This is a genomic window from Streptomyces sp. NPDC001568 (genome assembly GCF_042893755.1).
GTDB lineage: Bacteria > Actinomycetota > Actinomycetes > Streptomycetales > Streptomycetaceae > Streptomyces.
Genome location: NZ_JBIAVF010000002.1, coordinates 228,284 through 254,921, shown reverse-complemented (window position 1 = coordinate 254,921; position 26,638 = coordinate 228,284). Strand labels below are relative to the sequence as shown.

The window sequence follows — 26,638 nt, the reverse complement described above, 5'->3', positions numbered from 1 at the left end:
GGCCGCCGTCCGCATAGTGAGTGGAGGAACCGGCAGGTGGAAGGGGGCGTCTCGTGCCAGCGGTGCGGCCGGGGGGCGAGCGGGCGCAGGGGCCCTTCCCGTCCGAGCCCGGGACCCTGCTCGAACACGTGTCCGTCGCCGTCTTCGGCATCGACGAGGACGGGCGCGTCTGCCACTGGGGACCCGGCGCCCGTGACCTCTTCGGCCACGAGGCCGACGAGGTGCTCAACCGTCCCGCCGGCCTGCTCCTGGCCGGGGGCCCCGAGGAAGCCGCCCGCCTGACCGGGCGGGCCAGGACGGAGGGCTACTGGCGGGGGCGGCTCACGGCCCGACACCGCGACGGGACGGACTTCGCGTGCGGATTCCGGGTCTTCCCGCTGACCGGCGCCGCCGGCCGCTCGGAAGTCCTCGGCCTGGCGAGCCGCAGCGAGGAGCTCGACCGGGTCAAGACGAACCTGGCCTTCCTCGACGCCCTCTTCATGACCTGCCCCGTCGGCCTGGTCATGCTCGACGAGGACCTCCGCTACGTCCACCTCAACCAGGCGCTCGCCGACATGGACGGCCTGCCCGTTGCGGAGCACCTCGGGCGCGGCGTCGACGAGGTCATGCTCGTGTCCGACGCCGCCGAGTTCCGCCGGATGCTCCACGGGGTGGCCGACGACGGCGTGCCCGTCATCGGCGCGCTGACGGGTCTGCGCCCCCTGGGCCGTCCGGACCAGGACCAGGTCCGCTCGATGAGCTTCTTCCCCCTGACCGGGGCGGTCGGCACCCGCCCCGGCCTCGGCGGCCTGATCATGGACGTCACCGACCGGGAGCGGGCCATCCTGGAAGCCGCCGCCGGCCGCCGCCGACTCGCCCTGCTGGACCGCGCCTCCACCCGGATCGGCACCACTCTGGACGTCGGCCGCACCGCCGGAGAACTCGTCGAGGTGGCGATGCCCGAATTCTGCGACGGAGCCGTCGTCGAGATCGTGGAATGGATGGACGAGACCGAGCGCTTCGACCCCGCCCGCCCGCTGCTCACCCGGCGCATCGCCTTCGGGACGATCCTGCCGCCGCCCGCCGACGAACTCGTCGGCGGAGTGGAGCGGGTGCGCTACCCGCCCGGCTCCGCCATCCACGACATGCTGCGCACCGGCCGGCCCGTCTCCTCCGCCGTCGACGCGGCGTTCCTGGCCCGCACCGTCATCATCGAGGACCGCGCCCGCCTCATCGCCGACAGCGGCGTCGCCTGCATCCTCGTCGCCCCGCTCATCGCCCGCGGCACCGTCCAGGGGATCGCCCTGTTCGGACGCTCCGCGCACCGGCCCGCCTTCACCGAGGACGACCTCGCCCTGGCGGGGGAGCTGGCGTCCCGCGCCGCGATCTGTCTGGACAACGCCCGCCTCTACAGCAGGGTCCAGGACATCTCCCTCACCCTCCAGCGCGCCCTGCTGCCCAGCGCGCAGGCCACCAGCCCCTACGCGGACGTGGCCCACCGCTATCTTCCCGGCGGCCGTATGACGGAGGTCGGCGGTGACTGGTACGACGTGATCGAACTGCCCGACCACCGGATCGCCCTCGTGGTCGGCGACGTGATGGGCCACGGGGTTCCGGCGGCCGCGGCCATGGGCCGGCTCCGGATCACCACCAAGGCCCTGGCCCGGCACGAGGTCGAACCGGCGGCCATGCTGGGCGAGCTCGACGCGCTCGCCCGGGAAGCGGGCATCGAACTGGCGACCTGCCTCTACCTCGTCTACGACGCCACGAACGGCCGGGCCCGGATCGCCAGCGCCGGCCACCCGCCGCTCCTGGTCCGCCACCCCGACGGCACGGTACGGACCTTCGGGGAGGTGCTCGGCGTCCCGCTCGGGGTCGGCGGTTTCCCCTTCCGCACGGCGGAGATCGAACTGCCCGAGCACGCCGTCCTCGCCCTGTACACCGACGGGCTCATCGAGGCGCGCGGTCGCGACATCGAGGCCGGGCTCGACGCGCTGCGCGCCGAACTCGGCCGCCCGGCCGGTCCGGCGGAACCGCTGGACGCGGTCGCCGACCGCGTCCTGGCGAGCCTCCTGCCCGAGCCGCCGGCGGACGACACCGTCCTCGTCCTGGCCCGGGTCCACCGCACTCCCCGGAGGCCTCCGGAACCCTCCCGGTGACGCGCGCTCGCGCGGCGCCGCCACGGGGTCCAGGGTGGAAGGGGGAGAACCGCACGCACCGGCCCAGGTGAGCGAGGGAAGACCCATGACGGCGACGACGCGTGAGAGCACACCGGTGGAGATCGAGGGCGGCGGTGTCGAGCTGCGGACCCGGGAGATCGGGGGCGGCCTGTCCGTCGCCTTCGTCCGGTTCCCCGAGGGAACCGACATGGCTCCCGCCCTCAAGGGCATGCCGGACGGGATGTGCCCCTGCCCGCACTGGGGATACCTCCTCAAGGGCCGGCTGAAGATGGTGACGAAGGACGGCGACGAGGTGTACGAGGCGGGGCAGGCCTTCTACTGGCCCGCCGGGCACGTCCCGGTGGCCCTGGAGGACTGCGAGTACGTCGACTTCTCCCCGACGCGGGAGTTCGCCGAGGTCGTGGACCACATCAAGGGCCAGGGCTGACGCGATCGCGGGACGCCGACAGCACGAGGCCCCGGGGCTTCGCGGCCCCGGGGCCTCGTACGGTCACTTCGCTTGACCGGTCCTTCAACGATTCCCGGGCCGGGACGTCACGGCCCGGGGTGCGGCGCCGCACGGCTTAGGGTGGGCGCGTGACGATCGAGCCGAACGTGCGAACGAGTGAGTACCGGGTGTTGTACGGGTGCATGGGGCTGGGCGGGAGCTGGGACCCGGAGCCGTACGGGCCCTTGGACATCGACGCCGCCGAGGCGGCGATATCGGCGGCGCTCGACAGTGGCATCACCGTGTTCGACCACGCCGACATCTACCGGCACGGCAAGGCCGAGGCCGTGTTCGGCGAGGTGCTCGCCCGGACTCCGGGGCTCCGCGAACGCGTCACCCTGCAGACCAAGTGCGGCATCCGTCTCTCGGACGAGAACGGCCCCGGCCGCTACGACCTGCGCGCGGGGAGCATCACCCGACGGGTGGAGGAGAGCCTCACCCGGCTGCGGACCGACGTCATCGACGTCCTGCTCCTGCACCGCCCCGACCCGCTCGCCGACCCCGAGGAGATCGCCGGGGCGCTGACGTCCCTGCACCGGCAGGGCCTCGTACGGGCCTTCGGCGTCTCCAACATGGGCGCGCCGCAGATCGCGCGGCTCCAGGCGCGGCTCGACGTACCGCTCGTGGCCAACCAACTGGAGATGAGCCTGCACAGCCGCGACTGGGTCGAGGCCGGAGTCCTGCTCAACACCGGCGGGGCCACCGCCAACGGCTTCCCGTTCGGCACGCTCGAACACTGCCTCGACCACGGCATCCGCCTCCAGGCCTGGGGAGCCCTCGCCCAGGGCCGCTTCACCGGCCGTCAGGAGACCCCCGCCGAACGGGCCACCGCCGACCTCCTGGTCGACCTCGCCCGGCGCAAGGGCACCACACCCGAAACCGTCCTGCTGTGGTGGTTGACGCGCCATCCCGCAGGCATCGCACCCGTCGTCGGAAGCGCCCGCCCCGAGCGCATCCGCGCCTGCCGCGACGCGGCCCTGCGCGAACCCGACCTCACCCACGAGGAGTGGTACGCCCTGTGGACCACCGCCCGCGGGGTACCGCTGCCGTAGGGAGTACCACCGTGTCGTAACACCGCCGCGCGGTGTCCCCGGGCCGATAGTGGGCCTGTGAGCGAGAGCGCGGAGGGACCCGGCCCGGCCGGCGAAACGGGCGGCGCGGCCTGGTCCGGGAGCGAGGGCGCGCAGGCCTACGCGGCGATGGAGGCGGCCACGAACCGGCTCCTCGGCTACCCGTTCGTGTTCGGGACGCTGTCCCGCCGGATCGGCGCCGGCTCCGTCCTCGTGGACTACGGCTGCGGCCCGGGCAAGGTGGCCGACCGCGCCGCCCGCAGGCTCGGCGCCTACGTCATCGGTGTGGACATCTCCCCGCAGATACTGGCACTGGCCCGCGACGGCGCCCGGGCCGTCGCGGAGTTCCACCTCGTCGAGGACGGACGGGTCACCACGCTGGCGAACGGCTGCGCCGACGCGGTCATGTGCAATCACGTCCTGGCCTCGCTGCCCACCCGGGAGGCGGTGCTCGACGTCCTCACGGAGATCCGCCGCCTCCTGCGCCCCGGCGGCCTCTTCGTGCTCCTGAGCACCGACCCCGCGCACAGCGGCACCGCGTACGCGTCCCTGCGCATCGGCGAACCGGGCGAGCGGTACGGGCCCGGGGACCGGCTGACCGTACGGCTGCTGCGCACCGACGGCACCTGGGAGGAGCGGAACAACCATGCCTGGCCCGTGGACCTGCTCCCGGGCCTGCTGGAGCACGCCGGGTTCGGGGACATCGCCCAGCACCGCCCCACCGTGGACGAGGCCCTGACCGTCGCGGACCCCGACCTCGTCCGCAGCCGCTCGTGGCAGGCCGAACGGGTCGCGCCGCCCCTCGTCGTCACGACCGGCCGGGCCGTCTGACCGCACCGTTGCGCCCGACGGCCCGGGACCGCCCCGTTCCGCCCAAGGCTCCGCCGGCAGCGACTGAGGGGCCCCACCCGCACGAGCCACCGGGGCACCTCAGGTCGGTGGTGCCACCGGGTGGCCGTCGTCGTCCGTCGGATCGAGCTGACTGGAGAACCTGCTCAGGAACACGTCGTACCAGCCGTCCGGCCGCCGGGTGAGAGTGGCACCGTCCTGCCAGATCCCGTTGTCGTCCCACCACCGGCTGCCGTACGGATCGCCCTGGTTCTGGTGGATGTTGTGCATCCCCGGGCCGTGGTGGGCGAAGGGCTCGCCGAAGACGAGGATCGGCCGTCCGGGCACCAACATGGGTTCCAGCGCGCCGGCGGCGTCGAGGTTGGAGCCCGAGACCCACGGCCGTGGCGGGCTCCACCGGTCGACGACCGTCCGGAGCCAGGCGGGCGGGTTGCGCGGCAGGAGACAGCCGCGCCGGTCGGCGAGCGCCGGATGCCGCAGGTAGTCGAGGGCGCCCGAACCGGAGCTCATGGAGAGGTCGTGGTACCCGGGAGCCAGGGAGGGCACCGGGTCGAGGACCGACGGCGCCAGCACGAGCGTCTTCCACCGCACGCCGGTGGCGGACTGCTTGCTGTCCACGTCGACGGCGCACCGGTACCGCCCGCCGGGCGCGTCGACCTCCAGATTGACGTGGAACCAGGCGCCCTGGTCGTCGGGCCGGTCGCGGAAGTGCCGGTGCAGGGTCCCTGACAGCACGCCGTAGGAGTCGAATGGCATGCCGACCAGTCAACCATCGGCCCGGGCCCCGCGCCCGGCCCCCGCGCCCGGACGCGGGGTGTGCCCCGGCGCGGGGTGAGCGACCGCCGTCAGGACGGGCGGCGGCGCAGACGCGTCGTCAGGTGGTGCTGGAGCGGCTGCCCGACGGCCGCCATGTCGTGGAGCACCGTCAGCTCCCCGTCGCCGAGGGTGTAGTGGCGTCGGGTGGCGGTGACCTCCTTGGCCTTCGGGGTCAGCGCCACCCCGTCCGTCCGGATCTCGATCTCGGACCCGTCCACCTGCCCGACGTACGTTTCGACGATCCCCGTGGGGTGGGCCAGGACGACCTCCAGCGACGCGTCGGGCAACACCCGCCACCACCCGGCCTCACGGCCGGCCGGCCGCACCGGGGCGCCGGATCCGTCGATGAGCCAGGCGCGCGCCTCGTACCGCAGGAAGGGGCGCCCGTCGTGGCTGAAGGTGATCTCCTGCTCGTAGCGGAAGTCCGCGTCGAGGGTCGGGTACTGGCCTTCGCCCCGGCCGTGCCAGCGCCCCAGCAGTCCGAGCACCGGGCCCAGCTGCGGATGCGGGGCGGGGCCCTCGCCGAGGACGTGGCTGTCGGGGTACGGATTGTCCTGCACCGGCTCGAACATGTTCACCTTCGTCTGTCTGGAGGTCGCGCGCGCCGCAGCCTAGCGCGGCGTGCGCCCGGCCCCGCCCGCGCCCCGGCCCGCGGAGCCGCGTCCCGTCCAACGGGCGAGCTCCCCTTCCAGCGAGCCGGGCGGAAGGTACTCCGCCGGGCCGGTCCACGCGTCGCGGCCCTCGTACACGGGGAAGCCGGGGAACCCGGGCTGTTGCACGGGTTCGCCCAGGCGGACTCCGAGCCGCACGGCCACGTCCTTGCGCAGGCGGGGAAGGAGCGCGTAAAGGCGGTCGCCGGGGCAGGCGGTGTCGTTGAAGTCCCGGTGGCCGTGGATCTCGGTCGGCGCGATGCCGTACCGGTCGCAGATGTGCGTGCACAGGGAGACGAGGGCCTCGAACTGCTGGGCGGGGGGTTCCTCGCTGGTGTAGGTGCCCTCGTTCTCGATGCCGACGGACACGTCGTTGCGGCCGACGCAGTGCGCCGAACGCACCTGCCGCCGGCCCGAATCCAGCTCGGCGAGACTGTGGTGGCGGCCCTCGGTGACGAAGGCGCCGCGGCTGATGGTGAAGTGCTGGCCGGTGTCGATCCAGCCCTGGATGTCCATGTGGTAGTTCTGGATCGCCCGGGCGAGGGCGAACGCCCGCTGCTGCGAGTAGTCCTCGACGTTCCGGGTCGCCGTGTGGTGGACCACGATCTGCTTCGGCGGCGCGGCCAGGATCACCACGGACTCGGACGGCTGCCGGGCCCCCCACGCCGCGCAGCCGAAGACCGTCGGCCCCCCGGCGGCGTGGGCGTGACCGGCGGTGGGCCACCCGGCCGCCGCCCCGAGCCCGAGCGCACCGGCCAGGACCATCCGACGGCTTGGGCCGGGCGAAGCGAGGGCGCGAGCGCGCATGGGGGAGCTCCTTGTGACGAGGACGGGGGCGCCACGGGCCGCGGCGCCCACCGCCCAACGAGCAAGAGATCACCCGGCAACGACCTCACCGCCGGACGGGGGAGGCACTGCCCCCGTTCGGACGCCCACGCGAACGTATGATCATCCCCGTCGGACCCGGCCCGGGCCGCCCGGAACCCGCCCAGGAGACCCCGCACATGACCGGCAGCGCAGACCAGCACGCCCCGTCGGACCCTTCGCCCGAGCCGTTCCCGTCGGACCGATCGGATGAGCCCGCGCCCGCGCCACCCGCGGACCGGCCGTCCCCGTCCGACCGGATGCGCGGCCGGCTGGCCGGGTACGAACAGCACTTCGCCCGGCTCTTCGCGGACTACTTCGACGGACTCGAACGCACCCTCGACGCGCCCCCGCACAGCGCCTTCGCACCCGAATGCCTGACCCTGCTCCGTGACCTGTCCCTGCGGGGCGGCAAGCGCCTGCGCGTGGCCCTGATCCACGAGGCGGCCCGCCTGGTCACCACCGAGCCCGTCCCGGGCCTGGACGACGCCGCGCTGAGCATCGAACTCCTGCAGACCCACGGCCTGATCCACGACGACATCATCGACAACAGCCCCACCCGACGCTCCGGCCCCTCCACCCACCACGCCTATCGCGCCCGCTTCCCCGAACACCCCCAGGTGGCCCTCGGTCTGGCCGTCCTCGCCGGAGACCTCGCCGCGTTCCTCTCCCAGCAGGTCCTCCTCGACTCCGCCGCGCCCCTCCCGCTGCGCCACGCCATGTTGCAGGTCCAGACCCGGGCGGCCACGGCCACCCTCCTGGGCCAGATCGCCGACCTGGAACGGGACTTCACCGCGCTCCCCGACGAGGAGACCCTGCACGAGGTCGCCGAGTACAAGTCGGCCCGCTACTCCATCCTCGCCCCGCTCCAGCTGGGCCTGCTGGCCGGCGGCACGGACCCGCGGCCGTTCGACGTGGAGCTGCGCCGCTACGCGCGCCTGGTCGGGATCTGCGGGCAGATGCGCGACGACCACCTGGACCTCTTCGGCGACGCCCGTACCCTGGGCAAGCCCCCGGGAAACGACCTGCGCGAGGGTCGGCGCAGCTACGCGGTCACCGCCGTACTCGCCGCCGCGGGCGGTCGGGACCTGGCCGTGGTCGAGGCGGCGCTCGGCGACCCGGAGTGCTCGGCCGACACCGTGGAGGCCGTGCGGGACATCGGCCGCCGCTGCGGCGCCGAGGAGAGCCTGCGCGCCGGCGTCGAACGGCACGCCGTACGGGCCGCCGCCGAGGCGGCGCGCTGGCGCCCCCGCTGGCGGGAGGAGGCGGTGTCCTTCTTCGAGGCGCTGCCGCTCCAGGTGCTGGCCGGGGTCGGATGACCCCTGGCTCGACAGGACCTGGCGCCACATCGGGCAACGTTCGCCCTGTCGACGACGGCGCGTCACGTCACCTCAGGACGTGAAGACGAACTCCTTGGTCGCTCGCGCGAGGTCCGTGAGGAACTGAGCACGGTCGAAGCCCTCGTCCTCGACCGTGCCCGGCGGAGGGGTGTTCATGAAGCTGAAGTGACCAGCCCCCGGCACGACGCGAAGGTCGACCCGGGCCGGCGCACTCTTCAAGTGGACGGCCTGCTCGACGGGCGTGACGGTGTCCAACTCCCCCGCGAAGACGAGCATCGGCGCCGTCACCGCGTCCAATGCACCCGGAGCTGCGAACCAGCCGGTAGCGGGGGTGTACAGGACGAGACGGTCGACGCGTGGCTCGCGTGGAACATCCAGCGGCCTGCCGTCCCGCCCCCAGGGCGTCGCACCGGCGAGACAGAGACCAGCCCAACCACCGATCGAGTGGCCGACCACCACGACAGACGCGTCCGGCGACCCCCACCGGTGAAGTGCCTCGACGAGCCCGGCCGGGCGCGCGAGCAGCTCAGCCGTGGTCGCCTCCCGAGCGGCGAAGCGCTCGAAGCGGGGCGCGATGACCTGGCAGCCACCGGCTGCCAGGTGGTCCAGGACGGGCCGATATCGCTCCGGATCGCCGCCGGCTCCAGCAGCGAAGAGCACGACACGCTCATGGTTCGTGGGACCAAGTGTCAGTGCCTGCATCTCGCTCCTTCGCCACAAGGCTGTTCCTCGACGACGGCCTGCGGGTCACGCCGTGCTCCGTTCCGGCACCAGATCAGCGCGCCCCGGATCGCGGCAACCGAGTCGCGCGTCGCGTCAGCTGCGGCAAAGGTGCTGCGGCACGGCGCCAGGCTCGGTGAACCACCGCCGAGCCCCCGCCCATCGCTTCCGTGTCGGATCAGGGCGCCAGGTTGCGGGCCAACAGCTCGGTGGAGCGGGCGACGCCGATCGAGTCCGGTGTCGGTTCCGGCAACAGGCCGTCGCGGGACAGCAGTTCACCGAGGGCCTCGTCCATCGCCCGGTGGGCTGCGAACAGGCAGGGGGTGCTGTAGACGGCGGCGGCCACACCGAGGCCGGCCAGTTCGGTGAGGGAGAGCCGGGGCGACCGGCCGCCCTCGATCTGATTGAAGAGCAGCGGCGTGTCCCCGACCGCCTCGTGGATCAACTTCAGCTGCGCGGTGCTCCGTACGCCGTCCACGAGCACCATGTCCGCACCCGTGGACGCGAGATGACGGGCCCGCAGCAGCATCTCGGCTTCTTCCGTGGCATCGGTACGGGCCACCACGAACAGGTCGCCGCGCGCGTCCAGGACCCGGCGGAGCTTGGCCAGGTACTGCGGCAGGGGCAGGATCTGCTTGCCGTCCGCGTGCCCGCAGCGGCGCGGGCGCTGCTGGTCCTCCAGGACGACGCCCGAGGCGCCCGCCCGCTCCAGGCGCCGCACGACGTGGGCGGCGACCTCCGGATCGCCGTACCCGTCGTCGATGTCCACCAGCAGGTGGTGGCGGGGGAAGGCGGACCGCAGTCGTTCCGTGAACGCCACCATGTCCGGCCAGGCGATGAAGCCGACGTCCGGCAGCCCGTAGTGGGACGCCGCGAAGCCGAAGCCGGAAACGAACAGGGCGTCGTGGTGGCCGGCCGCCACGGAGGCCGAGTACATGTCGTACACCCCGATGAGCGGGGTCGTACCCGGCCCTGCGAGGGACTCCCGCAGCGCGCTTGCGTAGTGCCGGACCACTTGTGCCTCCTCGTGTGCGGGGCCCTGATCGGCCCCGGTCCGGGGATCCTCGCGGGGAGGTCCGGCGCAGGAACGATCCGGCCGCGCGTGTCCGCGCGCCGTTCACCCCTACGGGAGTGCGGCGCCCGCCGGCGCCAGCTCCCGGAGCCGTTCGAGGCGCCCGCGGCTCTCCTCGTCCAGCGGGACGTACGCCACCAGCCGCGGACCCGCCCCAGGGCCCAGCCACAGGTCGGTGTGGCGCAGCCGCAGCGGGCCCACCAGCGGGTTGCGGATGTACTTCGTCTTGCCGCCCTGCGCGACCACCTCGTGGCGCGCCCACACCTCGCGGAACTCCGCCGACGCCCCTTCGAGCCGGGCCAGCAGCGCCTTCCAGGCCGGCTCGGCCAGGTGCTCGGCCATCGACGCGCGGAACCTGGCCGCCATCAGCCGACTCGCCTCGGGCATGTCCACGGTGCAGGCCCGCCAATCGGGATTCGTGAACGCCAGCCACAGGCAGTTGCGGTCCTCCGGGGGCATCCGGTCCAGATCGCACAGCAACCGCCCGTACGTGGCGTTGTACGCGAGGATGTCGTAGCGGCTGTTCTGTACGCAGGCCGGGATCGGCCCCAACTGGTCCAACATCACCCGCAGTTCGGGCGTCACGCTACGGCAGGGAGTATGCGGGTCCGGATCGACGCTGCCGGCCAGCGAGAACAGGTGCGCCCGCTCGCTGCGGTCCAGCAGCAGGGCGCGCGCGAGGGCGTCCAGCACCTGCGGGGACACCTGGATCTCACGGGCCTGCTCCATCCACGTGTACCAGGTGACGCCCACCGCCGACAGTTGCGCGACTTCCTCGCGCCGCAATCCCGGAGTGCGCCGCCGCCGGCCGCGTACGAGGCCGACCTGCTCGGGAGCGATCCGCTCCCGGCGGCTGCGGAGGAACTCCGCCAGCTCGCGCCGGCGCACATCGGATTCTGGGGCCACCGTGGTCATGGTCCCAGGGTGCCGCAGCCCGCAGCCGGTTGCCAGGTACTCCTGATACCAGGATGAGGAGGCTCTGGTACCAGGCTGAGCGCCGGAGGATCGTCATCCCCGTGAACGAAGCCACCGTACGCCCGCCCTCCGCACCTCCGGCCGCAGCCACCACCTCCGGTACCACGACCGCACCCGCCCCGTCCGCCCCCTCCGATCCGTCCGACCCCTCCGACCCGTCGACACTGCGCCCGCTGGGACTGTTCACCGTGCTCCTGGGTGCGGCCCTCCCGCTGATCGACTTCTTCATCGTCAACGTGGCCCTGCCCGCCATCGACGCCGACCTCGCCGCCGGACCGGCCCTGCTGGAACTCGTCGTCGGCGGCTACGGCGTCGCCTACGCCGTCCTGCTGGTCCTGGGCGGGCGCCTCGGCGACACCGCCGGCCGGCGCCGGCTCTTCCTCCTGGGCATGGCCGCCTTCGGGATCACCTCCCTGGCCTGCGGACTCGCCCCGACCGCCTGGACACTCGTCGCCGCACGGGTGGCTCAGGGGGCCGCGGCCGCGCTCATGCTGCCGCAGGTCCTCGCCACCATCCAGGCCACCACCCGGGGCCCGCGCCGGGCCCGGGCGATGAGCCTGTACGGGGCCACCGCCGGACTGTCCATGGTCGCCGGGCAGATCCTCGGCGGCGTCCTCGTGGCCGCCGACCTGGCCGGAACGGGTTGGCGGGCCGTGTTCCTGGTCAACATCCCCGTCGTGCTCCTCGGCCTGCTGCTCGCGGTCCGCGCCGTTCCCGAGACCCGCTCGCACCGCCCCGCCGCCATCGACGTCCCCGGCACCCTGCTGCTCGCCCTGTCACTGGTGTCCCTGCTGCTCCCGCTCACCGAGGGCCGGGCCGCCGGCTGGCCGCTGTGGACCGTGCTGTCCCTCGCGGTGTTCCCGTTCGCGGCCACGGCCTTCTATCTGGCCGAGCGCCGCGCCGACCGGCTCGGCCGGACCCCGCTCGTCCCGCCGAGCCTGCTGCGACTGGACTCGCTGCGCCGCGGCCTGGTGATCGTGATGCCGTTCTCGATCGGCTTCAGCGGGTTCATGTTCGTGATGGCGGTCGCCCTGCAACAGGGCCTGGCCATGGGCCCCGTACGGGCCGGCCTCGCGCTCGTACCGATGGCCCTGACCTTCTTCGCGGCCTCGCTCGCCGGACCCCGGCTCATCGGACGCTTCGGCAGCCGGGTCATCACCGCCGGCGGCGTCCTCCAAGCGTTCGGCATCGGCCTGTTGCTCCTCGTGCTCCGGCAGGACTGGCCGACCGTCGGGCTCGCGGCACTCGCCCCGGCCGTTGCCGTCGCCGGCCTGGGCCAGGGCCTCCAACTGCCCGTCATGATGCGGATGGTGCTGTCCGACGTACCGGCCGACCGGGCCGGGGTGGGCGGCGGCGTCATGATCACCACCCAGCAGTCGGCCCTGGCCCTGGGCGTCGCGACCCTGGGCAGTCTCTTCCTCGCGCTGACCGCCTCCCTGGGGATGCGCGACGCCCTCCTGATCACCCTGCTCGTCCAACTGGGCCTGATCGTCCTCACCGCCCTGCTCAGCCTGCGCCTGCCGCGCCTGATGAACTGAGCCGGCGCAGCCCGACCGTCACGGGGCGATGTTCTGGTTGAGGTGGAAGAGGTTCCCCGGGTCGTAGCGGCGCTTGACCTCGACCAACCGGTCGTAGTTTCCCTTGTAGTTGATCCGGATCCGGTCCTGGTCGTCCTCGGCCATGAAGTTGATGTATCCGCCCTCCTGCGAATGCGGGGCCGTGGCCGCGTAGTAGTCGCGGACCCATGCGGTGTTGGCCTCGTTGTCCGCGGCGTCGGGCCACATGCCCGCGATGACCGTCGCGAAGGAGGCGTCCCGGTAGGCGAAGGCGGTGGCGTCGGGCGCCACCCGGTGACAGGCACCGTTGATGGGATAGATGTGCACGGTCGAGTTCACCGCCGGCACGAGCGGCCCGTACCGCAGGTGGGCCTCGATCGCCTCGTCGGTCAGCTCGGTGACGAAGTTCGCCTTCCAGTAGTGCTGGAGTCCGGGCGGTACGAGCGCGTCGAAGGCGGAGTTGAGCGCCGGGTACGGCATCGGGCCGACGTGCTCGGCGACCACGGGGGCGATCTCGTGGAAGGGCCGCAGGGCCACCTCGCCCTCGTCGATCGGCCCCGCCCAACAGGCCACGATCAGCAGGAACGGGTCACCGTGCCGGTCCTGCGGGATGAAGGGCAACGGCGGGGCGATCTGGAAGGCCGGGAACGCCCCCAACTGCTCCGGCGCGTCGGCGATCAGCTCGCGGAACGCCCGCAGGACGTCGCCGGCGTCCTTCAGCTCGAAGAGCATCGGGCCGCCGTAGACGTCCCGGACGGGTGCGAGCCGGAACTCGAACGACGTCACCGCCCCGAAGTTCCCGCTGCCGCCGCGCAGGGCCCAGAACAGGTCCGGGTGCTGCTCCTCGTCGGCGACGAGGAGCTCGCCGTCGGCGGTCACCACGTCCGCGGACACCAGGTTGTCGCAGCTCAGACCGAGTCCGCGGGCGAGGTGGCCGATTCCGCCGCCCAGGGTCAGCCCGCCGACGCCGGTGGTGGAGATGATCCCTCCGGTCGTGGCCAGGCCGAAGGCGTGCGTCGCCGCGTTGAAGTCGCCCCAGGTCGCTCCGCCCTCCGCCCGTGCGGTGCGGCGTACGGGGTCCACCCGGACCCCGCGCATCCCGGACAGGTCGGCGACCACGCCGTCGTCGCAGGTGCCGAAGCCGGGCACACTGTGCGCGCCGCCGCGGACCGCCAGGTCCAGGTCGTTCTCGCGGGCGAAACCGACCGTCGCCATGACGTCGCCGGCGTTGACGCAGCGCACGACGGCGGCCGGCCGCCTGTCGATCATGGCGTTGTGCACCTTGCGCGCCTCGTCGTAGGCCTCGTCCTGCGGCGTGACGACCCCGCCGCGGACCCGTTCGCGAAGGTGGTCGATCGAGAGCTTGCCCATGGCTGCTGCTCCTCGTGGCCTGCCCCCGCGCGGCGCGCGGGGGGAAACCGCCTCGGTGGCAGCGCGGCGGCACAGTGGGACCGCCCCCCGGAGGACACCGCTGCCGCCTGCCACCGCAGCGAGCCCTATTTTCACGCTACGCCGATGGGCCGGAGCATCAACCCGAACCCATGGGGCCGCCGCCGGGCAGGCCCCCGGCCGGATCGTTTCGTCATCGGTGCGGCCGGCCCATCAGGGTGAGGCCCGCGCGCGTTCTCCGGCGCCCGGACCGCCCCCGGCGCCCGGTCCGCCCACCATGGCCCCGTGACCACATCGCTCCGCGTAGCGCTCAGCGCCGCCGCCGTGACCGGAACCCTGCTCAGCCTCGGCCTCGCTCCCGCGGCCGGCGCCTCCTCGCGCATCGCGCCCCCGGACCGGGTGACGGTGGACGTCGACACCGTCAACGGCTCGGGCTGCCGCCCCGGCAGCGCCGCCGTGGCCGTCGCCGACGACAACTCCGCCTTCACCGTCACGTACAGCGAGTACGTCGCCTCCGCGGGCGGCAACAGCACCGCGACCGACGGCCGCAAGAACTGTCTCCTCTCCCTCAACGTCCACGTCCCGCAGGGCTACACCTACGCGGTCGCCCAGGTCGACTACCGGGGCTTCGGCAGCCTGCAGCGCGGCGCGACCGGCACGCAGAAGGCCAGCTACTACTTCCAGGGCATGAAGCAGACCGAGTACCGCACGCACACGTTCCGCGGCGCGCTCAACGACAACTGGCAGGCCACCGACACCACCGGCATCGAGGCGCTCGTCTTCGCCCCGTGCGGCGAACTGCGCAACTTCAACATCAACACGGAACTGCGCGCCGCGGTCGGGACCTCGGACGCGAGCAAGGTGAGCTACATGGCCCTCGACTCCACCGACGGCACCATCAACAGCGTCTACCACTTCCAGTGGAAGAAGTGCCCGGCCCGCTGAACCCGCCGGCGGCCCGCCCGGTGCCCGTGCACCGGGCGGGCCGTTCCCGTTCCTGTTTCACAGCAGGGCGGTCGCGAGCAGCCGCCGCCCGGGGCGGGCCCGGTTGCCTTCGGAATTCGACCGTGGGGACACGGAGGTATCCCCGGGTCGGGGACGGGCGCCCGTCACGAGGGCAGGGCCCCGAAGCGCGCGGTCGGCGACACGGCCGTGCGCCCGTGCGCGCTGCTCCATCCGGACCCGTGACCTCCGGCGGGCCGTATGGCGGATCAACGCCCGGATCCGGGGGAGGCGACGCCCGGGGGGATACGCATGTCCGGTACGGCTTCGTGAACGGTACTCACCCGGAGGTTCCCCATGACCTGCATCAACCGACGAGACCTGGCCCTGCTGGCGCTGCGGACGGGCACCGGCGCGGTGCTGATGGCGCACGGGACGCAGAAGCTGTTCGGCTGGTTCGGCGGCGCCGGACTGGACGGCACGGCGGCCGGGATGGAACGCATGGGCTTCACGCCGGGCCGGCAGAGCGCCGTCGCCGCCGCGTTGGGCGAGGCCGGGGGCGGCGCCCTGTTGGTGCTCGGCCTGGCCACCCCGGCGGCGGGAGCGGCCGCCGCGGGCGCCATGGCCGGCGCGGTGGCCGTGCACGCGCCCGCCGGGTTCTTCGCCCAGGAGGGCGGCTACGAATACCCCGCCTTCCTGGGGTTCACGGCAGCCGCCGTAGGTCTCGCCGGGGCCGGCCGCTACTCCGTCGACCACGCCACCGGCCACACCTTCGACCGGCCCTGGACGCTGGCCCTCGCTTTCGCGGGCAGCGCCCTCGCGGCCGCGGCGGTGCTCACGAAGCGGGCCCGGGAGCGCCAGGACGCCGCATAGCGGGACCCGCGGGACGGGCTCGGCGCGCCGGGTGGTGCGCCGAGCGTCCCACGGGTCGGGGAGGGCTACTTGCAGACGGTCCCGTCCGCCGGAGCGGTGCCGTCCACCAGGAAGGTGTCGATCGCCTTGGTGGCACAGGTGTTGTTGCCGTACGTGCCGTGGCCCTCGCCCTCCACCGTCACGTTCACGCCGACGCCCTTGCCGAGCGCGTCGGCCATCCGCTTCGCGCCCTCCACCGGGGTCGCCGGGTCACCGGCGTTGCCGATGACCAGGATCGGCGCCGCGCCGGCCGCGTCCACCACCGGCTTGTCCGTCGTGCCGCGCACCGGCCACTGGGAGCAGCCGAGCAGGCCCTCGACCATGTCCGGCCCGAAGACGGGCGACGCCGCGACGAACGTCGCCTCCTGGGCCTTCGCCTCCTCGACGGTGTGGCGACGGTTGGTGTCGGCGCAGTTGATCGCCATGTTCGCGGCGTGCATGTTGCTGTAACGGCCGTCCTCGCCGCGACCGTTGTAGCCGTCCGCGATGGCCAGCAGGAGGTTGCCCGTACCGCTCTTCATCGCCTCGCCGAGGCCCTGGACGAGGTACTCCCAGCCCTCCTCGTCGTAGAGGGTGGCGACGATGCCGGTCAGGGCGTGCTCAGAGGTCAGCTTGCGGCCGCCCTCCGTCGGGGCGGGCTTCGTCTTCAGCTTTTCCAACAGGGCGACGATCCGCTTGTTGCCCTCGGCGTCGCTCGGCCCGGTCGGACAGTTGGCCGTGTACTTGTCCCGGCAGTACTTCATGGCGTGGTTCAGGGCCAGTTGGAAGCCCTTGGTCTGACCCAGGGCTCCCTGCACCTCGTCGGCGGTGGGGTCGACGACGGCATCCAGCACGGTGCGGCCGACGTTGCCCGGGAACAGGTGGGCGTAGACGCCGCCCAGTTGGGTGCCGTAGGAGATGCCGAAGTAGTTGAGCTTCTGGTCTCCGAGCACCTGCCGCAGCAGGTCCATGTCGCGGGCCGCGTTGACCGTGCCCACGTGGGGGAGGACCTTCGCGGAGTTCTGCTTGCAGGCCTCCGTGAACTTCCGGACGTCCTCCAGCGGGTCCGCGCTCTCGACGGCCTGGTCCAGCGCCTTGTCGTCCAGGCAGGTGATTGCGGCGCTGTTGCCCACACCACGCGGGTCGAAGCTGACGAGGTCGTAGACCGCGTTGAGCTTCTTGTAATCGGTGGCGGCGTCCGGCAGCGTCTGCACGCCCGAGCCGCCGGGCCCGCCGAAGTTGTAGACCAGCGAGCCGACGCGCTTGCCGGTGTCCGTGGCCTTCTTGCGGATCAGCGCGACGTCCAGGGTCTCGCCGTCCGGCTTGGCGTAGTCGAGGGGCGCCTTCATCGTGGCGCACTCCCAGCCGCTGCCGGGAGCCTTGCCGCCACCCTGGGCGGCGGACGGCGCCGCGCACTTCTGCCAATCGGGCTTCTGCCCGGTCAGCGACGCGGGCAGGACGGCCGGCTTGGCCTCGGCACCGGCCGAGGGCGAGGCCGACGGCTTCGGGTCGGCCTTGACTTTCGCCTCCCCGCCGCAGGCCGCGAGCGCGGGCACGGCCAGCAGGGCGGCGGCGGCGAGGGCCGCCACCCGGGCGGGGCGACGTATGAGGTGGGCCATGGTGGTGCTCCTGCGCGAAGGGTCCTGGTGAGGTAAGCAGACGATAAACGCTGCGAGCCGATCTCCGGACCACCGAACGGCCCAGTCCGGTGCGCGGGGGACCCACCGGCCGGTCGAAGGGCGTGGTGACGTACGCGGTGACGTCCCGTTGACAGTGCGCCCGGCCGCGTGCGACAAAGACATTGAGGCCGTGTTCGGCCGAAGTGCCCTCCATCGCCCTGACCGTCTTCGCCTCGATGTGACGTTCACCTCGCGACCCGCCCGCCCCCGCGCTGTGCTCCGCAGCGAGGCCGCTCGGCGCGAAGCCGCCGTCCCCGGTCGCGAAGACTCAAAAACCCGGCACACCACCGCATATGTGAACGGACGGCCCACCCTTGACGATGATTCCCGGATCCCGCGTACCCGGTCGGACCTGGACCGTCCGGCTGATCGGTCACGGCGACCACAGCGTCTCCGTCACCTGCAGCGTCGAGGCCTGCCGGATGCCGCCCCGGTCGAAGGACACCGGCGCCATGCGACGCTTCGCCGCCGAACACGCCCGCGCGCACGCCCGCCTCGCGACGGTGCGCCCCAACGCCGCGTGCGCCTGCGGAGCCGCCGAATGCGCCTTCCACGAGGGCAGCCGGGCCTCCTGCGCGGGCACCCCGCTGCTCGTCCTCGTCCACAACCCGGTCGTGGGCCAGGTCTGGACGCTCGCGGAGGTCTGCCAGTCCTGCGCTCCCCTGATCGGCAACCTCTCCGTCCTCGGCCGCGCCCAACGCCCCGCCGCCGCCGGAGCTCCGGCGGCGGTCCCCGCCGTCGCCCAGCAGACCCGTACGGCGGTCCCCGGCGGCTTCTCCTCTCCGCAGGCCGCCCCCGAAGCCTCGCCCGCCCGTCGGCGGCCCCAACGCGGCGGTCCCCGGCGCGCACGCTGACGTACCGGAGGACCTGCCCGCGCCCGCGCCGGAGGCCCGTCGCGACCAGGCAGGATGACCGGCTGTTATCGTGCGGGGCATGCCCGAACTGATCGCACCCACCGCCGGGCTGCACTCCTCCTGGCTCGCCGCACGCGCCGAATGGGGCGCCGACGCCCACATGGACGGAGCCGGCCTCGGCTCCGACGACGACGTCGAGACCCCCGAGGGTTTCGCCGCGTGGGTGGAGCGGTTGCGCGGCTACTCCGACCGCACGGTTGCGGTCGAACAGGGCCGCGTGCACGCCACGTACTGGTGGATCGTCGAGGACGACACCTACCTCGGCGCGATCGACCTGCGGCACTACCTGAACGCCTTCCTCCTCGACGCGGGCGGCCACATCGGCTACAGCGTGCGCCCCTCGGCACGCGGCCGTGGGGTGGCCGGCCGGGCCCTGACCGCCGTACTGCACGAGGCTCGGGTGCTCGGCATGGACCGGGTCCTGCTGACCTGCGACCCCGACAACATCGCCTCGATCCGGACCATCGAGCGGGCGGGCGGCGAACTGGAAGACGTACGCGAGACCCTCATCGGGCCCAAACGGCGGTACTGGATCGACCTTTAGGGTCCCAGGGACGTGCCGGTGCCTTTCCGCGGATCAACGTGATGAGGCTGTGACCTGCGGCTGTTCTGTTCGGCCGGAGAGATCGCTACGGTGCCACCGTGGCGCAGAACGATGAGATACCGCCGGGCCCGAAGGCGCCCGACGAGGACAAGTGGAACGCGTTGCTCGCGGAGTACGAACGGAGCGGCGCGCGGCCCGAACCCGAAGCTCCCGCACCCCGACGGGCGTGGGTGCGCAACGCCGCGATGGCCCTGTCGGCGGCGGCGGTCGCCTTCGCCGTCCTGAAGTTCACGGGGTACGCGTCCGAGGAGGACGCCGGGAAGCCGTCCGCCGCACCGGCCGCGTCCGCCGCACCGTCGGCGTCGCGCACGCCCACCGACGCGGCGGACCGGGCCCCGATCCCGTTGGCCGACGCCTTCCCGGCGTCCGTGCCGGACGGAGCCGGCGGCACCTACACCAAGGTCGGCGCCGCCTCGCCGAGCCCGTGCGCCGAGCCCGGTACGGTCGGGCCGCGCCTGGCCGACCTGATCGCCGGGAGCGAGGGCTGCGTCGGCCGGCACGTCGCGCTGTACAAGGACGCCCGGAACAACCAGTTCAACCTGGCCCTGTTCACCATGAAGGACCCCCGGGACACCCTGATGCTGGTGAACGAACTGGCCATGGCCTTCGACGACTACCAGGTCGCGGCGCAGGCCCCGCCGCCCGCCTCGGGTCTGCCGACCCTCCCGCCGGACAGCGGGATGGTGCAGTCCTTCACGGGGCACGGCCGGGTCATGGTCGTGGGACTCGGCCAGTGGTCCGACGGCCGCACGGCGGACTTCCAGAAACTGGTCGACCGGCTCCAGCCGTTGCAGCAAGCCGTCGCGACGAACGTCGGCCGCTACGAGACGCAGTAGACCCGCACGCCCGCCCGCCCCCGGGGGTGGGCGGGCGCGACCGTCGCGCTACCGGCCACCGCGTGCAGTTGCATGCGAATCGCAGCTGGTGGGAGCTGGTATGACGGCTGTAGCCGCAATGGGTTCCGTATGCCACGGTGAGCTTCATGGAGGCGAATCAGCGCACGCGAAAGGCCACCCACCCCCAACCGCACGCTCACCCCCACCCCCACCCCCACCCGCATCACGCTCACACCGACTCGCACGATCCGGACGTGGGCCACCGTCCCGGCGGATCGCTCCGGGCCCGGTGGGGGCACCGGCTCGGTCATCTGCTGAGGCCGCACCGCCACGAGGCCGCCGACAAGGTCGACGCGGCGATGACGGCATCCCGCGAGGGCATGCGCACGCTCTGGATCTCGCTCGCCATCCTGGGGGCGACGACCCTGGTCCAGGCCCTCGTGGTCGCCCTGTCGGGTTCGGTGGCCCTGCTCGGCGACACCGTGCACAACGCCGCCGACGCACTGACCTCCGTACCCCTGGCCATCGCCTTCGTCCTCGGCAGGCGGGCCGCCAACCGCCGCTACACGTACGGCTACGGCCGGGCGGAGGACCTCGCGGGGGTCGTCATCGTGGCCACCATCGCCGCCTCCGCGGCGCTCGCCGCCTACGTGGCCGTCGACCGGCTGGTCAACCCGCGCGGCATCACCCACCTGTGGGCGGTTTCCGCAGCGGCCCTGGTCGGCTTCGTGGGCAACGAGTGGGTCGCCCGCTACCGCATCCGGACCGGTCGGCGCATCGGCTCGGCCGCACTGGTGGCCGACGGACTGCACGCCCGCACCGACGGGTTCGGCTCCCTGGCCGTGCTCCTCGGCGCCGCCGGCGCGGCCCTCGGAGTGCCCGCGGCCGACCCGGTCGTCGGCCTCCTGATCACCCTCGCCATCCTGTTCGTCCTGGCCACGGCCGCCCGCGAGGTCTACCGGCGGCTGATGGACGCGGTGGACCCTGCCCTCGTGGACGCCGCCGAGCACGCGCTGGGGCAGGTGGACGGAGTCCTCGGCACCGGCCGGATCCGGCTGCGCTGGATCGGTCACACCCTGCGCGCCGAGGCCGACATCGTCGTGGATCCGCACCTCACCGTCGTCCGCGCCCACGCGCTCGCGCTGGCGGCGGAGCACGCGTTGATCCACGCCGTCCCCCGCCTGACGGCCGCCACCGTCCACACCGACCACACCCGCCCCGACCCCCAATCCCCCGACCCGCACGCGCCCCTGACCCACCACGCCCGACCCCACTGACCCGCATACGCGGCCCGCACCCGTACGGCCGGAATTCGAATAAATGATCACATATCGGGCAGGAGTTCTACTTTGGCTCCATTCCATCGAAATTCAGACAATCCTGTGATCCGTGTGGGAATCTGCTGCGCACGGCCGGACGCGCACGCGGGCGGCCGCACAGGGGAGGTTTCATGCGTGGATCGCTGCTCCGGAAGAGCCGCTCGGTCCTGGTCGGTTCGCTGATGGCGATGGGGGTCGTCGGGCTCACCGCCGCTCCGGCCAGTGCGTGGACAGGGGGGAACGTCTGGGTCAACTTCGGCAGCTGGAACTGCCCCGGCGGCGGGTCCGTCGTCGGCGTGTACTGGGGGGTGGACGCCTATTCGAGCGGCCCGGCCGGGGGTGACTGGGGCGACAACGTCATCTACCCGCGCGTACGCGTGGGGTCCGGTGCCCACAACACCCTGAGCTACCAGGTGATGTGCAAGAAGTGGGGTTGGTACACCTACCGCGGCGTCGTCGGTCAGCGCACCCTGACGCCGTACAAGTCGGGCGTGAGCTACACCTACTGACCGGCCGGCGGCCGACGGCTCCTCCCCCAGGGGTGTCGTCGGCCGCCGGGGCCGTCACCGGCCCGATCACAGTGGCGTCTTCGACCCCACGCCACCGGGTTTCGCCGGGATCCAGGGCAGCGGCGTCGCCGCGGCTTCGCCCGGGTCGGGCTCGTCCATGATCACGCACCAGCCGCCCTTCCTGGCGTTCCCCCAGATTCCGACCATGACCGCCTTGACCTGCTGGGTCTTGTGGAAGTACAGCACGACCAACTGCCGCTTGGAGCCCTCGTCGTAGAAGTCCGCCGTGACCTGTCCGCGAGCCCCGTCGCCGAACGCCTCGACCCAGTTCTCGGCCGTCGCCTTCGCCGCCGGGGTGTCCGCCTTGTCCCCGGCCAGCGACGCCGCCCCGTCGGGATCCCCCTCGGCGAGCCCCCAGACCAGTTCCTGGGTGACGCCCAGCGTTCCCGTGCTGGGGTAGCCGACCACGGCCAGCGGCGGGTGGTACCCGTACGCACTCGCGTAGCGGACGTCGGCCTCGTCCGTCGACGAGCAGCCGGTGAGCAGGAGCAGACCGACCCCCACGGCGATGCCCACGTGTGACGGAGCGCCCCTCCTGCCGACTCTCATCGGGCCCCCTCCGTTCGCCGGCATCCACCGGAACGCATTCTCATGGCCGTGACCGTAGCCCCGCCGTCCGACGGACCCCGCGGCGGGGTCCGGGCCCCGCCGGGTGTGGCGGTGAGGCATGATCGGGGAATGTCTGAACGCATCATTGCCGCCTGCGACGGGGCGTCCAAGGGAAACCCCGGACCTGCCGGATGGGCCTGGGTCATCGCGGACGCCGAGGGGCGCCCCGAGCGCTGGGAATCCGGCGCGCTGGGGCGCGCCACCAACAACGTCGGTGAACTGACCGCGCTCCAAAAGCTGTTGGAGGCGCTCGTGCCGGGAACGCCGGTGCAGATCCGCATGGACTCCCAATACGCCATGAAGGCCGTCACCCAGTGGCTGCCCGGATGGAAGCGCAACGGGTGGAAGACCTCCGCGGGCAAGGCCGTCGCCAACCGCGAACTGGTCGAGGAGATCGACCGGCTGCTGACGGAACGCGACGTGACCTTCCTGTACGTCCCCGCCCACCGGGAGGACGGCGATCACCTGAACGCGATCGCCGACCAGGCCGCCAGCGATGCGGCGGTCAGCCAGCAGGCCGCCGGCACCGCCCTGGGAACGGCGGAGTTCCCCGTCCCGGCTCCGGTGACCGGCGCCCCGGCCCGCGGCAACCGGACCGCCAAGGCGTTCGGATCCGGCTCCGCATCAGGCGCGGCATCCGGCTCCGGCTCCGGCTCCGCCAACAAGGCGAAGAACGGAACGTCCCGGCCCATCAAGGCCAAGTTCCCGGGAACCTGCCCGTGCGGACAGCCCTACGCGGCGGGGGAGATGATCGCCAAGCACGGCAAGCGCTGGGGCCACGAGGCGTGCGCCGCCTCCGCGCAGGACGGCAACTCGGCCTGACCATCAGGCCCTTCGGCGACCGGTCCCGCGCGGACCGGCCGCCCGGGCACAGGGCATCCTGTGCTGATGCAGACTCCGCCGCAGCCGATTCCGCCGCAGCAGGTTCACGTTCCGCACACCACGGGCCGGATGGTGGTGTGCGGTGACGACGGCCTGGCCCGCAGGCTCGCCGCCGAACTCGGCGAGGTGTACGGGGAGCAGGTGACGCTCGTGGTCCCGCCCGCCGCCGAACGCCCCCTCGCGGTGGGGCGGCCGGCGTGGTGGGGGCTCTTCGGACGCGTCCAGCCCGCCCGGACCTTCCGGGCGCCGACGGGGGAGCGGAGCCCCGACGGACCGCGGATCGTGGAGGCGGCCGAACCGGACGAGGAGGTCCTGGCCGCGGTGGGTACCGCCGGGGCGGCCGCCCTGGCGCTCGTCTACGAGGACGACGACCGCAACATCCGAGCGGCTCTCGTGGCCCGGCGCCTCAACCCCGGGCTGCGCCTGGTGATCCGGCTGTACAACCGCAAGCTCGGCCAGCACCTGGAGGAACTCCTGGACCAGGCGGCCATCGTCGCCGGCCCGGGCGCCGAGACCCGCGATCCGGACTCCGCGACGACCGTGCTGTCCGACGCGGACACCGCCGCTCCCGCGCTGGCGGCCAGCGCCGTCGCGGGCACCAGCAAGGTCATCCAGGCGGACGGCCTGCTGCTGCGCGCGGTGGAGCGTACGCCCCCGGGACGGGGCGAGGTGGCCGACCCGGGGCTGTGCACCCTGGCCCTGCTGTCCGCGACCACCACCGACCCGGCCGGCAGCGAAAGCTCCGTCCTCGGAGGCGAACGCGGACTCCAACTGCTCCCCGACGACCGCGCCGTGGCCGCCGCCACCGGACGCGCCACCGTCGCCCTCGAAGCCGTCTCCCACACCCGGCCCGGCCGTCCCGCGGCCCGGCTCAGCGCCGCCACGCTCCCGGTCGCGTCCCTGTTCTCCCGCCGGCTGCGCTGGTCCCTGGCCGGCATCACGGCGGCCGTCGCGGCCCTCGCCGTCGGTTCCTGGATCGCCACCGGCGACCACCCGCTGCACGCCGCGTACATCACCCTGCTCGACATCTTCGCGATCAACGACCCGGCGGTGGGTGATTCGACCGTCCGTCAGGTCCTGCAGATCCTCGCCGGGTTCGTCGGCCTGCTGCTGCTCCCGGTCCTGGTCGCCGCCGCCATGGAAGCCCTGGGCGCGTTCCGTACCGCCACCGCGCTACGGCGACCCCCGCGCGGCCTCTCCGGGCACGTGGTGCTCCTCGGACTGGGCAAGATCGGCACCCGGGTGCTCGCCCGGCTGCGGGAACTGGGCATCCCCGTCGTGTGCGTCGAGTCCGACCCGCAGGCGCGGGGCCTGGCCCTGGCCCGCCGGCTGCGCGTCCCGGTCGTCCTCGGTGACGTCACCGACGAGGGGGTCCTGGAAGCAGCCCGCATCCACCGGGCACACGCCCTGCTGGCCCTCACCAGCTCCGACACCACCAACCTGGAGGCCGCCCTCTACGCCCGCGGCGTCAAACCCGACCTGCGGGCCGTGCTGCGCCTGTACGAGGACGACTTCGCGACCGCCGTCTACCGCACCCTGCGCACCGCCCACCCGGCCGCCCTGACCCGCAGCCGCAGCGTCACCCACCTCGCCGCTCCCGCCTTCGCCGGAGCGATGATGGGCCGGCAGATCCTCGGCGCCATACCGGTCGAGCGCAGGGTCCTGCTCTTCGCCGCCGTCGACGTGGCCGGCAGCCCGCAACTCGAAGGCCGGACGGTCGCCGAGTCCTTCCGCCCCGGGGCCTGGCGGGTGATCGCCCTCGACACCGCCTCCCCGCACGAGCGCCGACCCGACCTCGGCTCCATCCCGCGCGAGGGCTCCGTCGCGGGTCCGGGACTGGTGTGGGACCTGCACCCCGGCTACGTCCTGCGACCCGAGGACCGCGTGGTCCTGGCCGCCACCCGACGCGGGCTGGCCGAACTCCTCGGCCGCACGAACGCTCCCGTCCCACCGATGGGGCCGCCGTGACCGTGACCGGCACGGTCACGGTCACGGCGGCCCGGGATCAGGGGCCCGGGATCAGCGGGCGTTGCGCTCCGGCAGGTCCACCTCGGCCGGCGCGACCGTCACGGCCGAGCGGCCCGGCGCGGACGCGTCGTTCGTGGCGGAGGAGAAGCCGCGCGCGGTGGCCTCGACCGGCTTCTTGCCGCAGAACGCCGCTTCGAGCGTTCCGCCGAGCGCGGTGTTCGCCACCCCGCGGTTCGAGGTGTTGGCCATCGCGGTGAGGCTGCGCTTGCCGTCACGGGTGGCGAAGGCGTAGGTGTAGAAGCCCTGCACGGTGCCGGTGTGCCCGTACACCGAGGTGCCGCAGGAGAGGTCGTAGCGGCGCAGACCGAGCCCGTAGAAGCGGGTGTTGGTCGCGTCGGTGGGCGTCACGGTGAGCATCGCGTCCAACGACCGGGACGACAGCAGCCTGCCGGTCATCAGCGCGGACATGAACGTGCTGAGGTCGGCGGGGTTCGAGATCATCGCGCCGGCCGACTGCGCCCAGGACACGGTCTGTTCCGTCGAATCCACCAGCGGCGCGCCCTCCGCGTCCGGGGTGAGGTAGCCGCGGGTGTGCAGCCCCTTGATCTCCGTGCCCGGGTGCACGTACGAGGTGTCGCGGAGCTTCAGCGGCTTGATGATCCGGCGCTCGTACTCCTTCGCGACCGGACGCCCCGTGGCCTTCTCGATGAGCATGCCGACGACCACGAAGTTGGCGTTCGAGTACTTGTACGACACGCCGGGCTCGGTGGTGCGCGGCTCGCTCAGCGAGAGCGTCACCAGGTCCTGGTAGCCGAACTGCTTGTTCCGCACGGCTTCGAAACCGGGGACGGTCTCGTTGAACATGGCGTTCGTGTAGTCCGCCAGGCCACTGCGGTGCGTCAGCAGGTGGCGCACGGTGATCCGGTCGTCCGGCAGCAGCCCGGGCAGGTAGTGGTTGACCGACGTGTCCAGCTCGATCTGCTTCTCGTCGACCAACTGGAGCAGCACGACACTGGAGAAGGTCTTGGTGACACTGCCGATCCGGAACCGGGCCCGGGTGTCCATGGCCGCGCCGGTGGTCTTGTCGCGCACACCGACCGTCCTGCTCTGCACGCCGTCGACCCCACCGATGCGGGCCAGCGCGCCCGGGGCGCCCTGGGCGGTCGTGTTCTGCAATGCCTGGAGGAGAGCCTCCAGATCGGGCGCGGGAAGCCCGGACTTGGAGGCCTGCGCGGCCTCGGCGGCCGGGCTCTGGGCCGTGGCCGGAGCGGCATGGGCGGCGGTGGCCGGAGCGACACCGGCGACGACGGCCAGCAGGGCGGCACCGGCGGCCAGGCGTCGGTTCATGGGCAGGAGCACGTTGTTCCTCGACTCGGTCGATATCTGTGGGAGGTCCCGGGACCGCCGGACCGCATGCCGGAAGGCTCGGTCGGCGGACGGGCCGATCACGAGCTTACGAAAGATCACCGGCGAGACGG

At 72.9% G+C, this 26,638-nt stretch carries 25 protein-coding genes; 15 read left to right on the top strand and 10 right to left on the bottom strand.

The genetic code is table 11. The annotated features are described in order from the left end of the window. The first annotated feature begins 53 nt into the window (after positions 1–53). From ACFY0I_RS04305 to ACFY0I_RS04290, 4 genes are all read left to right on the top strand, one after another. Positions 54–2,138 (top strand): SpoIIE family protein phosphatase, encoded by a 2,085-nt coding sequence (locus ACFY0I_RS04305; protein ID WP_388889929.1) that lies wholly within the window; start codon positions 54–56, stop codon positions 2,136–2,138. 85 nt (positions 2,139–2,223) lie between these two features. Then, a complete protein-coding gene (locus ACFY0I_RS04300) occupies positions 2,224–2,586 on the top strand; it encodes a hypothetical protein (RefSeq protein ID WP_388889926.1) in 363 nt (120 codons plus the stop codon). Positions 2,587–2,735: 149 nt separating this feature from the next. Beyond that, positions 2,736–3,698, top strand: coding sequence for an aldo/keto reductase family oxidoreductase (locus tag ACFY0I_RS04295; RefSeq protein WP_388889924.1), 963 nt, complete (start codon positions 2,736–2,738; stop codon positions 3,696–3,698). Between the two features lie 57 nt (positions 3,699–3,755). Beyond that, positions 3,756–4,547 (top strand): class I SAM-dependent methyltransferase, encoded by a 792-nt coding sequence (locus tag ACFY0I_RS04290; RefSeq protein ID WP_388889921.1) that lies wholly within the window; start codon positions 3,756–3,758, stop codon positions 4,545–4,547. Between the two features lie 99 nt (positions 4,548–4,646). Here the strand turns inward: ACFY0I_RS04290 and ACFY0I_RS04285 are convergent, their stop codons facing one another. From ACFY0I_RS04285 to ACFY0I_RS04275, 3 genes are all read right to left on the bottom strand, one after another. Continuing rightward, the gene (locus ACFY0I_RS04285) at positions 4,647–5,321 is read right to left on the bottom strand and encodes a DUF2278 family protein (protein WP_388889918.1); all 675 of its coding nucleotides are present in this window, start codon (positions 5,319–5,321) and stop codon (positions 4,647–4,649) included. Positions 5,322–5,410: 89 nt separating this feature from the next. Continuing rightward, positions 5,411–5,953 carry an FABP family protein gene (locus ACFY0I_RS04280; RefSeq protein WP_388889916.1) on the bottom strand — a complete coding sequence of 181 codons (543 nt, stop codon included), beginning with the start codon at positions 5,951–5,953 and terminating at the stop codon, positions 5,411–5,413. Between the two features lie 39 nt (positions 5,954–5,992). Next, positions 5,993–6,838, bottom strand: a complete 846-nt coding sequence (locus ACFY0I_RS04275) for a peptidoglycan recognition family protein (protein WP_388889913.1) — start codon at positions 6,836–6,838, stop codon at positions 5,993–5,995. A 317-nt stretch (positions 6,839–7,155) separates the two neighbouring features. Here ACFY0I_RS04275 and ACFY0I_RS04270 point away from each other — a divergent pair, with 317 nt between their 5' ends. Then, positions 7,156–8,214, top strand: a complete 1,059-nt coding sequence (locus ACFY0I_RS04270; protein WP_388890662.1) for a polyprenyl synthetase family protein — start codon at positions 7,156–7,158, stop codon at positions 8,212–8,214. Between the two features lie 72 nt (positions 8,215–8,286). On the opposite strand, the gene ACFY0I_RS04265 is transcribed toward ACFY0I_RS04270, so the two are convergent. The 3 genes from ACFY0I_RS04265 to ACFY0I_RS04255 all read right to left on the bottom strand — a co-directional run bounded on the left by ACFY0I_RS04265 (position 8,287) and on the right by ACFY0I_RS04255 (position 10,942). Continuing rightward, the gene (locus tag ACFY0I_RS04265) at positions 8,287–8,937 is read right to left on the bottom strand and encodes an alpha/beta hydrolase family protein (RefSeq protein WP_388889910.1); all 651 of its coding nucleotides are present in this window, start codon (positions 8,935–8,937) and stop codon (positions 8,287–8,289) included. Between the two features lie 196 nt (positions 8,938–9,133). Beyond that, a complete protein-coding gene (locus tag ACFY0I_RS04260; RefSeq protein ID WP_388889908.1) occupies positions 9,134–9,970 on the bottom strand; it encodes an oxaloacetate decarboxylase in 837 nt (278 codons plus the stop codon). A 108-nt stretch (positions 9,971–10,078) separates the two neighbouring features. Beyond that, the gene (locus tag ACFY0I_RS04255; protein ID WP_388889905.1) at positions 10,079–10,942 is read right to left on the bottom strand and encodes a helix-turn-helix domain-containing protein; all 864 of its coding nucleotides are present in this window, start codon (positions 10,940–10,942) and stop codon (positions 10,079–10,081) included. Positions 10,943–10,995: 53 nt separating this feature from the next. Between ACFY0I_RS04255 and ACFY0I_RS04250 the strand changes: the two genes are divergently transcribed. Continuing rightward, the gene (locus ACFY0I_RS04250; protein WP_388889903.1) at positions 10,996–12,540 is read left to right on the top strand and encodes an MFS transporter; all 1,545 of its coding nucleotides are present in this window, start codon (positions 10,996–10,998) and stop codon (positions 12,538–12,540) included. An 18-nt stretch (positions 12,541–12,558) separates the two neighbouring features. Here the strand turns inward: ACFY0I_RS04250 and ACFY0I_RS04245 are convergent, their stop codons facing one another. Further along, positions 12,559–13,929: an FAD-binding oxidoreductase gene (locus ACFY0I_RS04245; protein WP_388889900.1), complete on the bottom strand. Its 1,371-nt coding sequence runs from the start codon at positions 13,927–13,929 to the stop codon at positions 12,559–12,561. Between the two features lie 303 nt (positions 13,930–14,232). On the opposite strand from ACFY0I_RS04245, the gene ACFY0I_RS04240 reads away from it, so the two are divergent. Beyond that, positions 14,233–14,892, top strand: coding sequence for a DUF4360 domain-containing protein (locus ACFY0I_RS04240; RefSeq protein WP_388889897.1), 660 nt, complete (start codon positions 14,233–14,235; stop codon positions 14,890–14,892). Positions 14,893–15,246: 354 nt separating this feature from the next. After that, entirely contained in the window at positions 15,247–15,762 is a 516-nt protein-coding gene (locus ACFY0I_RS04235) for a DoxX family membrane protein (protein ID WP_388889894.1), read from the top strand. 65 nt (positions 15,763–15,827) lie between these two features. Here the strand turns inward: ACFY0I_RS04235 and ACFY0I_RS04230 are convergent, their stop codons facing one another. Continuing rightward, the gene (locus tag ACFY0I_RS04230; protein WP_388889891.1) at positions 15,828–17,399 is read right to left on the bottom strand and encodes an alpha/beta hydrolase; all 1,572 of its coding nucleotides are present in this window, start codon (positions 17,397–17,399) and stop codon (positions 15,828–15,830) included. Between the two features lie 380 nt (positions 17,400–17,779). On the opposite strand from ACFY0I_RS04230, the gene ACFY0I_RS04225 reads away from it, so the two are divergent. The 5 genes from ACFY0I_RS04225 (at position 17,780) to ACFY0I_RS04205 (ending at position 21,641) form a co-directional block, all read left to right on the top strand. After that, positions 17,780–18,313 (top strand): hypothetical protein, encoded by a 534-nt coding sequence (locus ACFY0I_RS04225; RefSeq protein WP_388890659.1) that lies wholly within the window; start codon positions 17,780–17,782, stop codon positions 18,311–18,313. Between the two features lie 79 nt (positions 18,314–18,392). After that, positions 18,393–18,917, top strand: a complete 525-nt coding sequence (locus tag ACFY0I_RS04220) for a GNAT family N-acetyltransferase (RefSeq protein ID WP_388889888.1) — start codon at positions 18,393–18,395, stop codon at positions 18,915–18,917. 98 nt (positions 18,918–19,015) lie between these two features. Then, on the top strand, positions 19,016–19,813 hold the full coding sequence (locus ACFY0I_RS04215; RefSeq protein ID WP_388889886.1) for a hypothetical protein: 798 nt from the start codon (positions 19,016–19,018) through the stop codon (positions 19,811–19,813). A gap of 146 nt (positions 19,814–19,959) precedes the next feature. Beyond that, positions 19,960–21,090: a cation diffusion facilitator family transporter gene (locus ACFY0I_RS04210; RefSeq protein ID WP_388889884.1), complete on the top strand. Its 1,131-nt coding sequence runs from the start codon at positions 19,960–19,962 to the stop codon at positions 21,088–21,090. Positions 21,091–21,263: 173 nt separating this feature from the next. Then, positions 21,264–21,641, top strand: coding sequence for a hypothetical protein (locus tag ACFY0I_RS04205; protein WP_388889881.1), 378 nt, complete (start codon positions 21,264–21,266; stop codon positions 21,639–21,641). A 66-nt stretch (positions 21,642–21,707) separates the two neighbouring features. On the opposite strand, the gene ACFY0I_RS04200 is transcribed toward ACFY0I_RS04205, so the two are convergent. Next, on the bottom strand, positions 21,708–22,217 hold the full coding sequence (locus tag ACFY0I_RS04200) for a hypothetical protein (RefSeq protein ID WP_388889878.1): 510 nt from the start codon (positions 22,215–22,217) through the stop codon (positions 21,708–21,710). Positions 22,218–22,379: 162 nt separating this feature from the next. On the opposite strand from ACFY0I_RS04200, the gene ACFY0I_RS04195 reads away from it, so the two are divergent. Further along, a complete protein-coding gene (locus ACFY0I_RS04195) occupies positions 22,380–23,132 on the top strand; it encodes a ribonuclease H (RefSeq protein ID WP_388889875.1) in 753 nt (250 codons plus the stop codon). 129 nt (positions 23,133–23,261) lie between these two features. Further along, positions 23,262–25,160: a potassium channel family protein gene (locus ACFY0I_RS04190; protein WP_388890656.1), complete on the top strand. Its 1,899-nt coding sequence runs from the start codon at positions 23,262–23,264 to the stop codon at positions 25,158–25,160. Positions 25,161–25,211: 51 nt separating this feature from the next. On the opposite strand, the gene ACFY0I_RS04185 is transcribed toward ACFY0I_RS04190, so the two are convergent. Next, entirely contained in the window at positions 25,212–26,507 is a 1,296-nt protein-coding gene (locus ACFY0I_RS04185; RefSeq protein WP_388889872.1) for a serine hydrolase domain-containing protein, read from the bottom strand. Positions 26,508–26,638: the final 131 nt, after the last annotated feature.

Coding starts and splice junctions, on each gene's coding strand:
- ACFY0I_RS04300 (WP_388889926.1), top strand. CDS start 2,224: ATGACGGCGACGACGCGTGAGAGCACACCGGTGGAGATCGAGGGCGGC.
- ACFY0I_RS04285 (WP_388889918.1), bottom strand. CDS start 5,321: ATGCCATTCGACTCCTACGGCGTGCTGTCAGGGACCCTGCACCGGCAC.
- ACFY0I_RS04280 (WP_388889916.1), bottom strand. CDS start 5,953: ATGTTCGAGCCGGTGCAGGACAATCCGTACCCCGACAGCCACGTCCTC.
- ACFY0I_RS04275 (WP_388889913.1), bottom strand. CDS start 6,838: ATGCGCGCTCGCGCCCTCGCTTCGCCCGGCCCAAGCCGTCGGATGGTC.
- ACFY0I_RS04270 (WP_388890662.1), top strand. CDS start 7,156: ATGCGCGGCCGGCTGGCCGGGTACGAACAGCACTTCGCCCGGCTCTTC.
- ACFY0I_RS04265 (WP_388889910.1), bottom strand. CDS start 8,937: ATGCAGGCACTGACACTTGGTCCCACGAACCATGAGCGTGTCGTGCTC.
- ACFY0I_RS04255 (WP_388889905.1), bottom strand. CDS start 10,942: ATGACCACGGTGGCCCCAGAATCCGATGTGCGCCGGCGCGAGCTGGCG.
- ACFY0I_RS04250 (WP_388889903.1), top strand. CDS start 10,996: ATGAGGAGGCTCTGGTACCAGGCTGAGCGCCGGAGGATCGTCATCCCC.
- ACFY0I_RS04245 (WP_388889900.1), bottom strand. CDS start 13,929: ATGGGCAAGCTCTCGATCGACCACCTTCGCGAACGGGTCCGCGGCGGG.
- ACFY0I_RS04235 (WP_388889894.1), top strand. CDS start 15,247: ATGACCTGCATCAACCGACGAGACCTGGCCCTGCTGGCGCTGCGGACG.
- ACFY0I_RS04230 (WP_388889891.1), bottom strand. CDS start 17,399: ATGGCCCACCTCATACGTCGCCCCGCCCGGGTGGCGGCCCTCGCCGCC.
- ACFY0I_RS04225 (WP_388890659.1), top strand. CDS start 17,780: ATGATTCCCGGATCCCGCGTACCCGGTCGGACCTGGACCGTCCGGCTG.
- ACFY0I_RS04220 (WP_388889888.1), top strand. CDS start 18,393: ATGCCCGAACTGATCGCACCCACCGCCGGGCTGCACTCCTCCTGGCTC.
- ACFY0I_RS04210 (WP_388889884.1), top strand. CDS start 19,960: ATGGAGGCGAATCAGCGCACGCGAAAGGCCACCCACCCCCAACCGCAC.
- ACFY0I_RS04205 (WP_388889881.1), top strand. CDS start 21,264: ATGCGTGGATCGCTGCTCCGGAAGAGCCGCTCGGTCCTGGTCGGTTCG.
- ACFY0I_RS04195 (WP_388889875.1), top strand. CDS start 22,380: ATGTCTGAACGCATCATTGCCGCCTGCGACGGGGCGTCCAAGGGAAAC.
- ACFY0I_RS04190 (WP_388890656.1), top strand. CDS start 23,262: ATGGTGGTGTGCGGTGACGACGGCCTGGCCCGCAGGCTCGCCGCCGAA.
- ACFY0I_RS04185 (WP_388889872.1), bottom strand. CDS start 26,507: ATGAACCGACGCCTGGCCGCCGGTGCCGCCCTGCTGGCCGTCGTCGCC.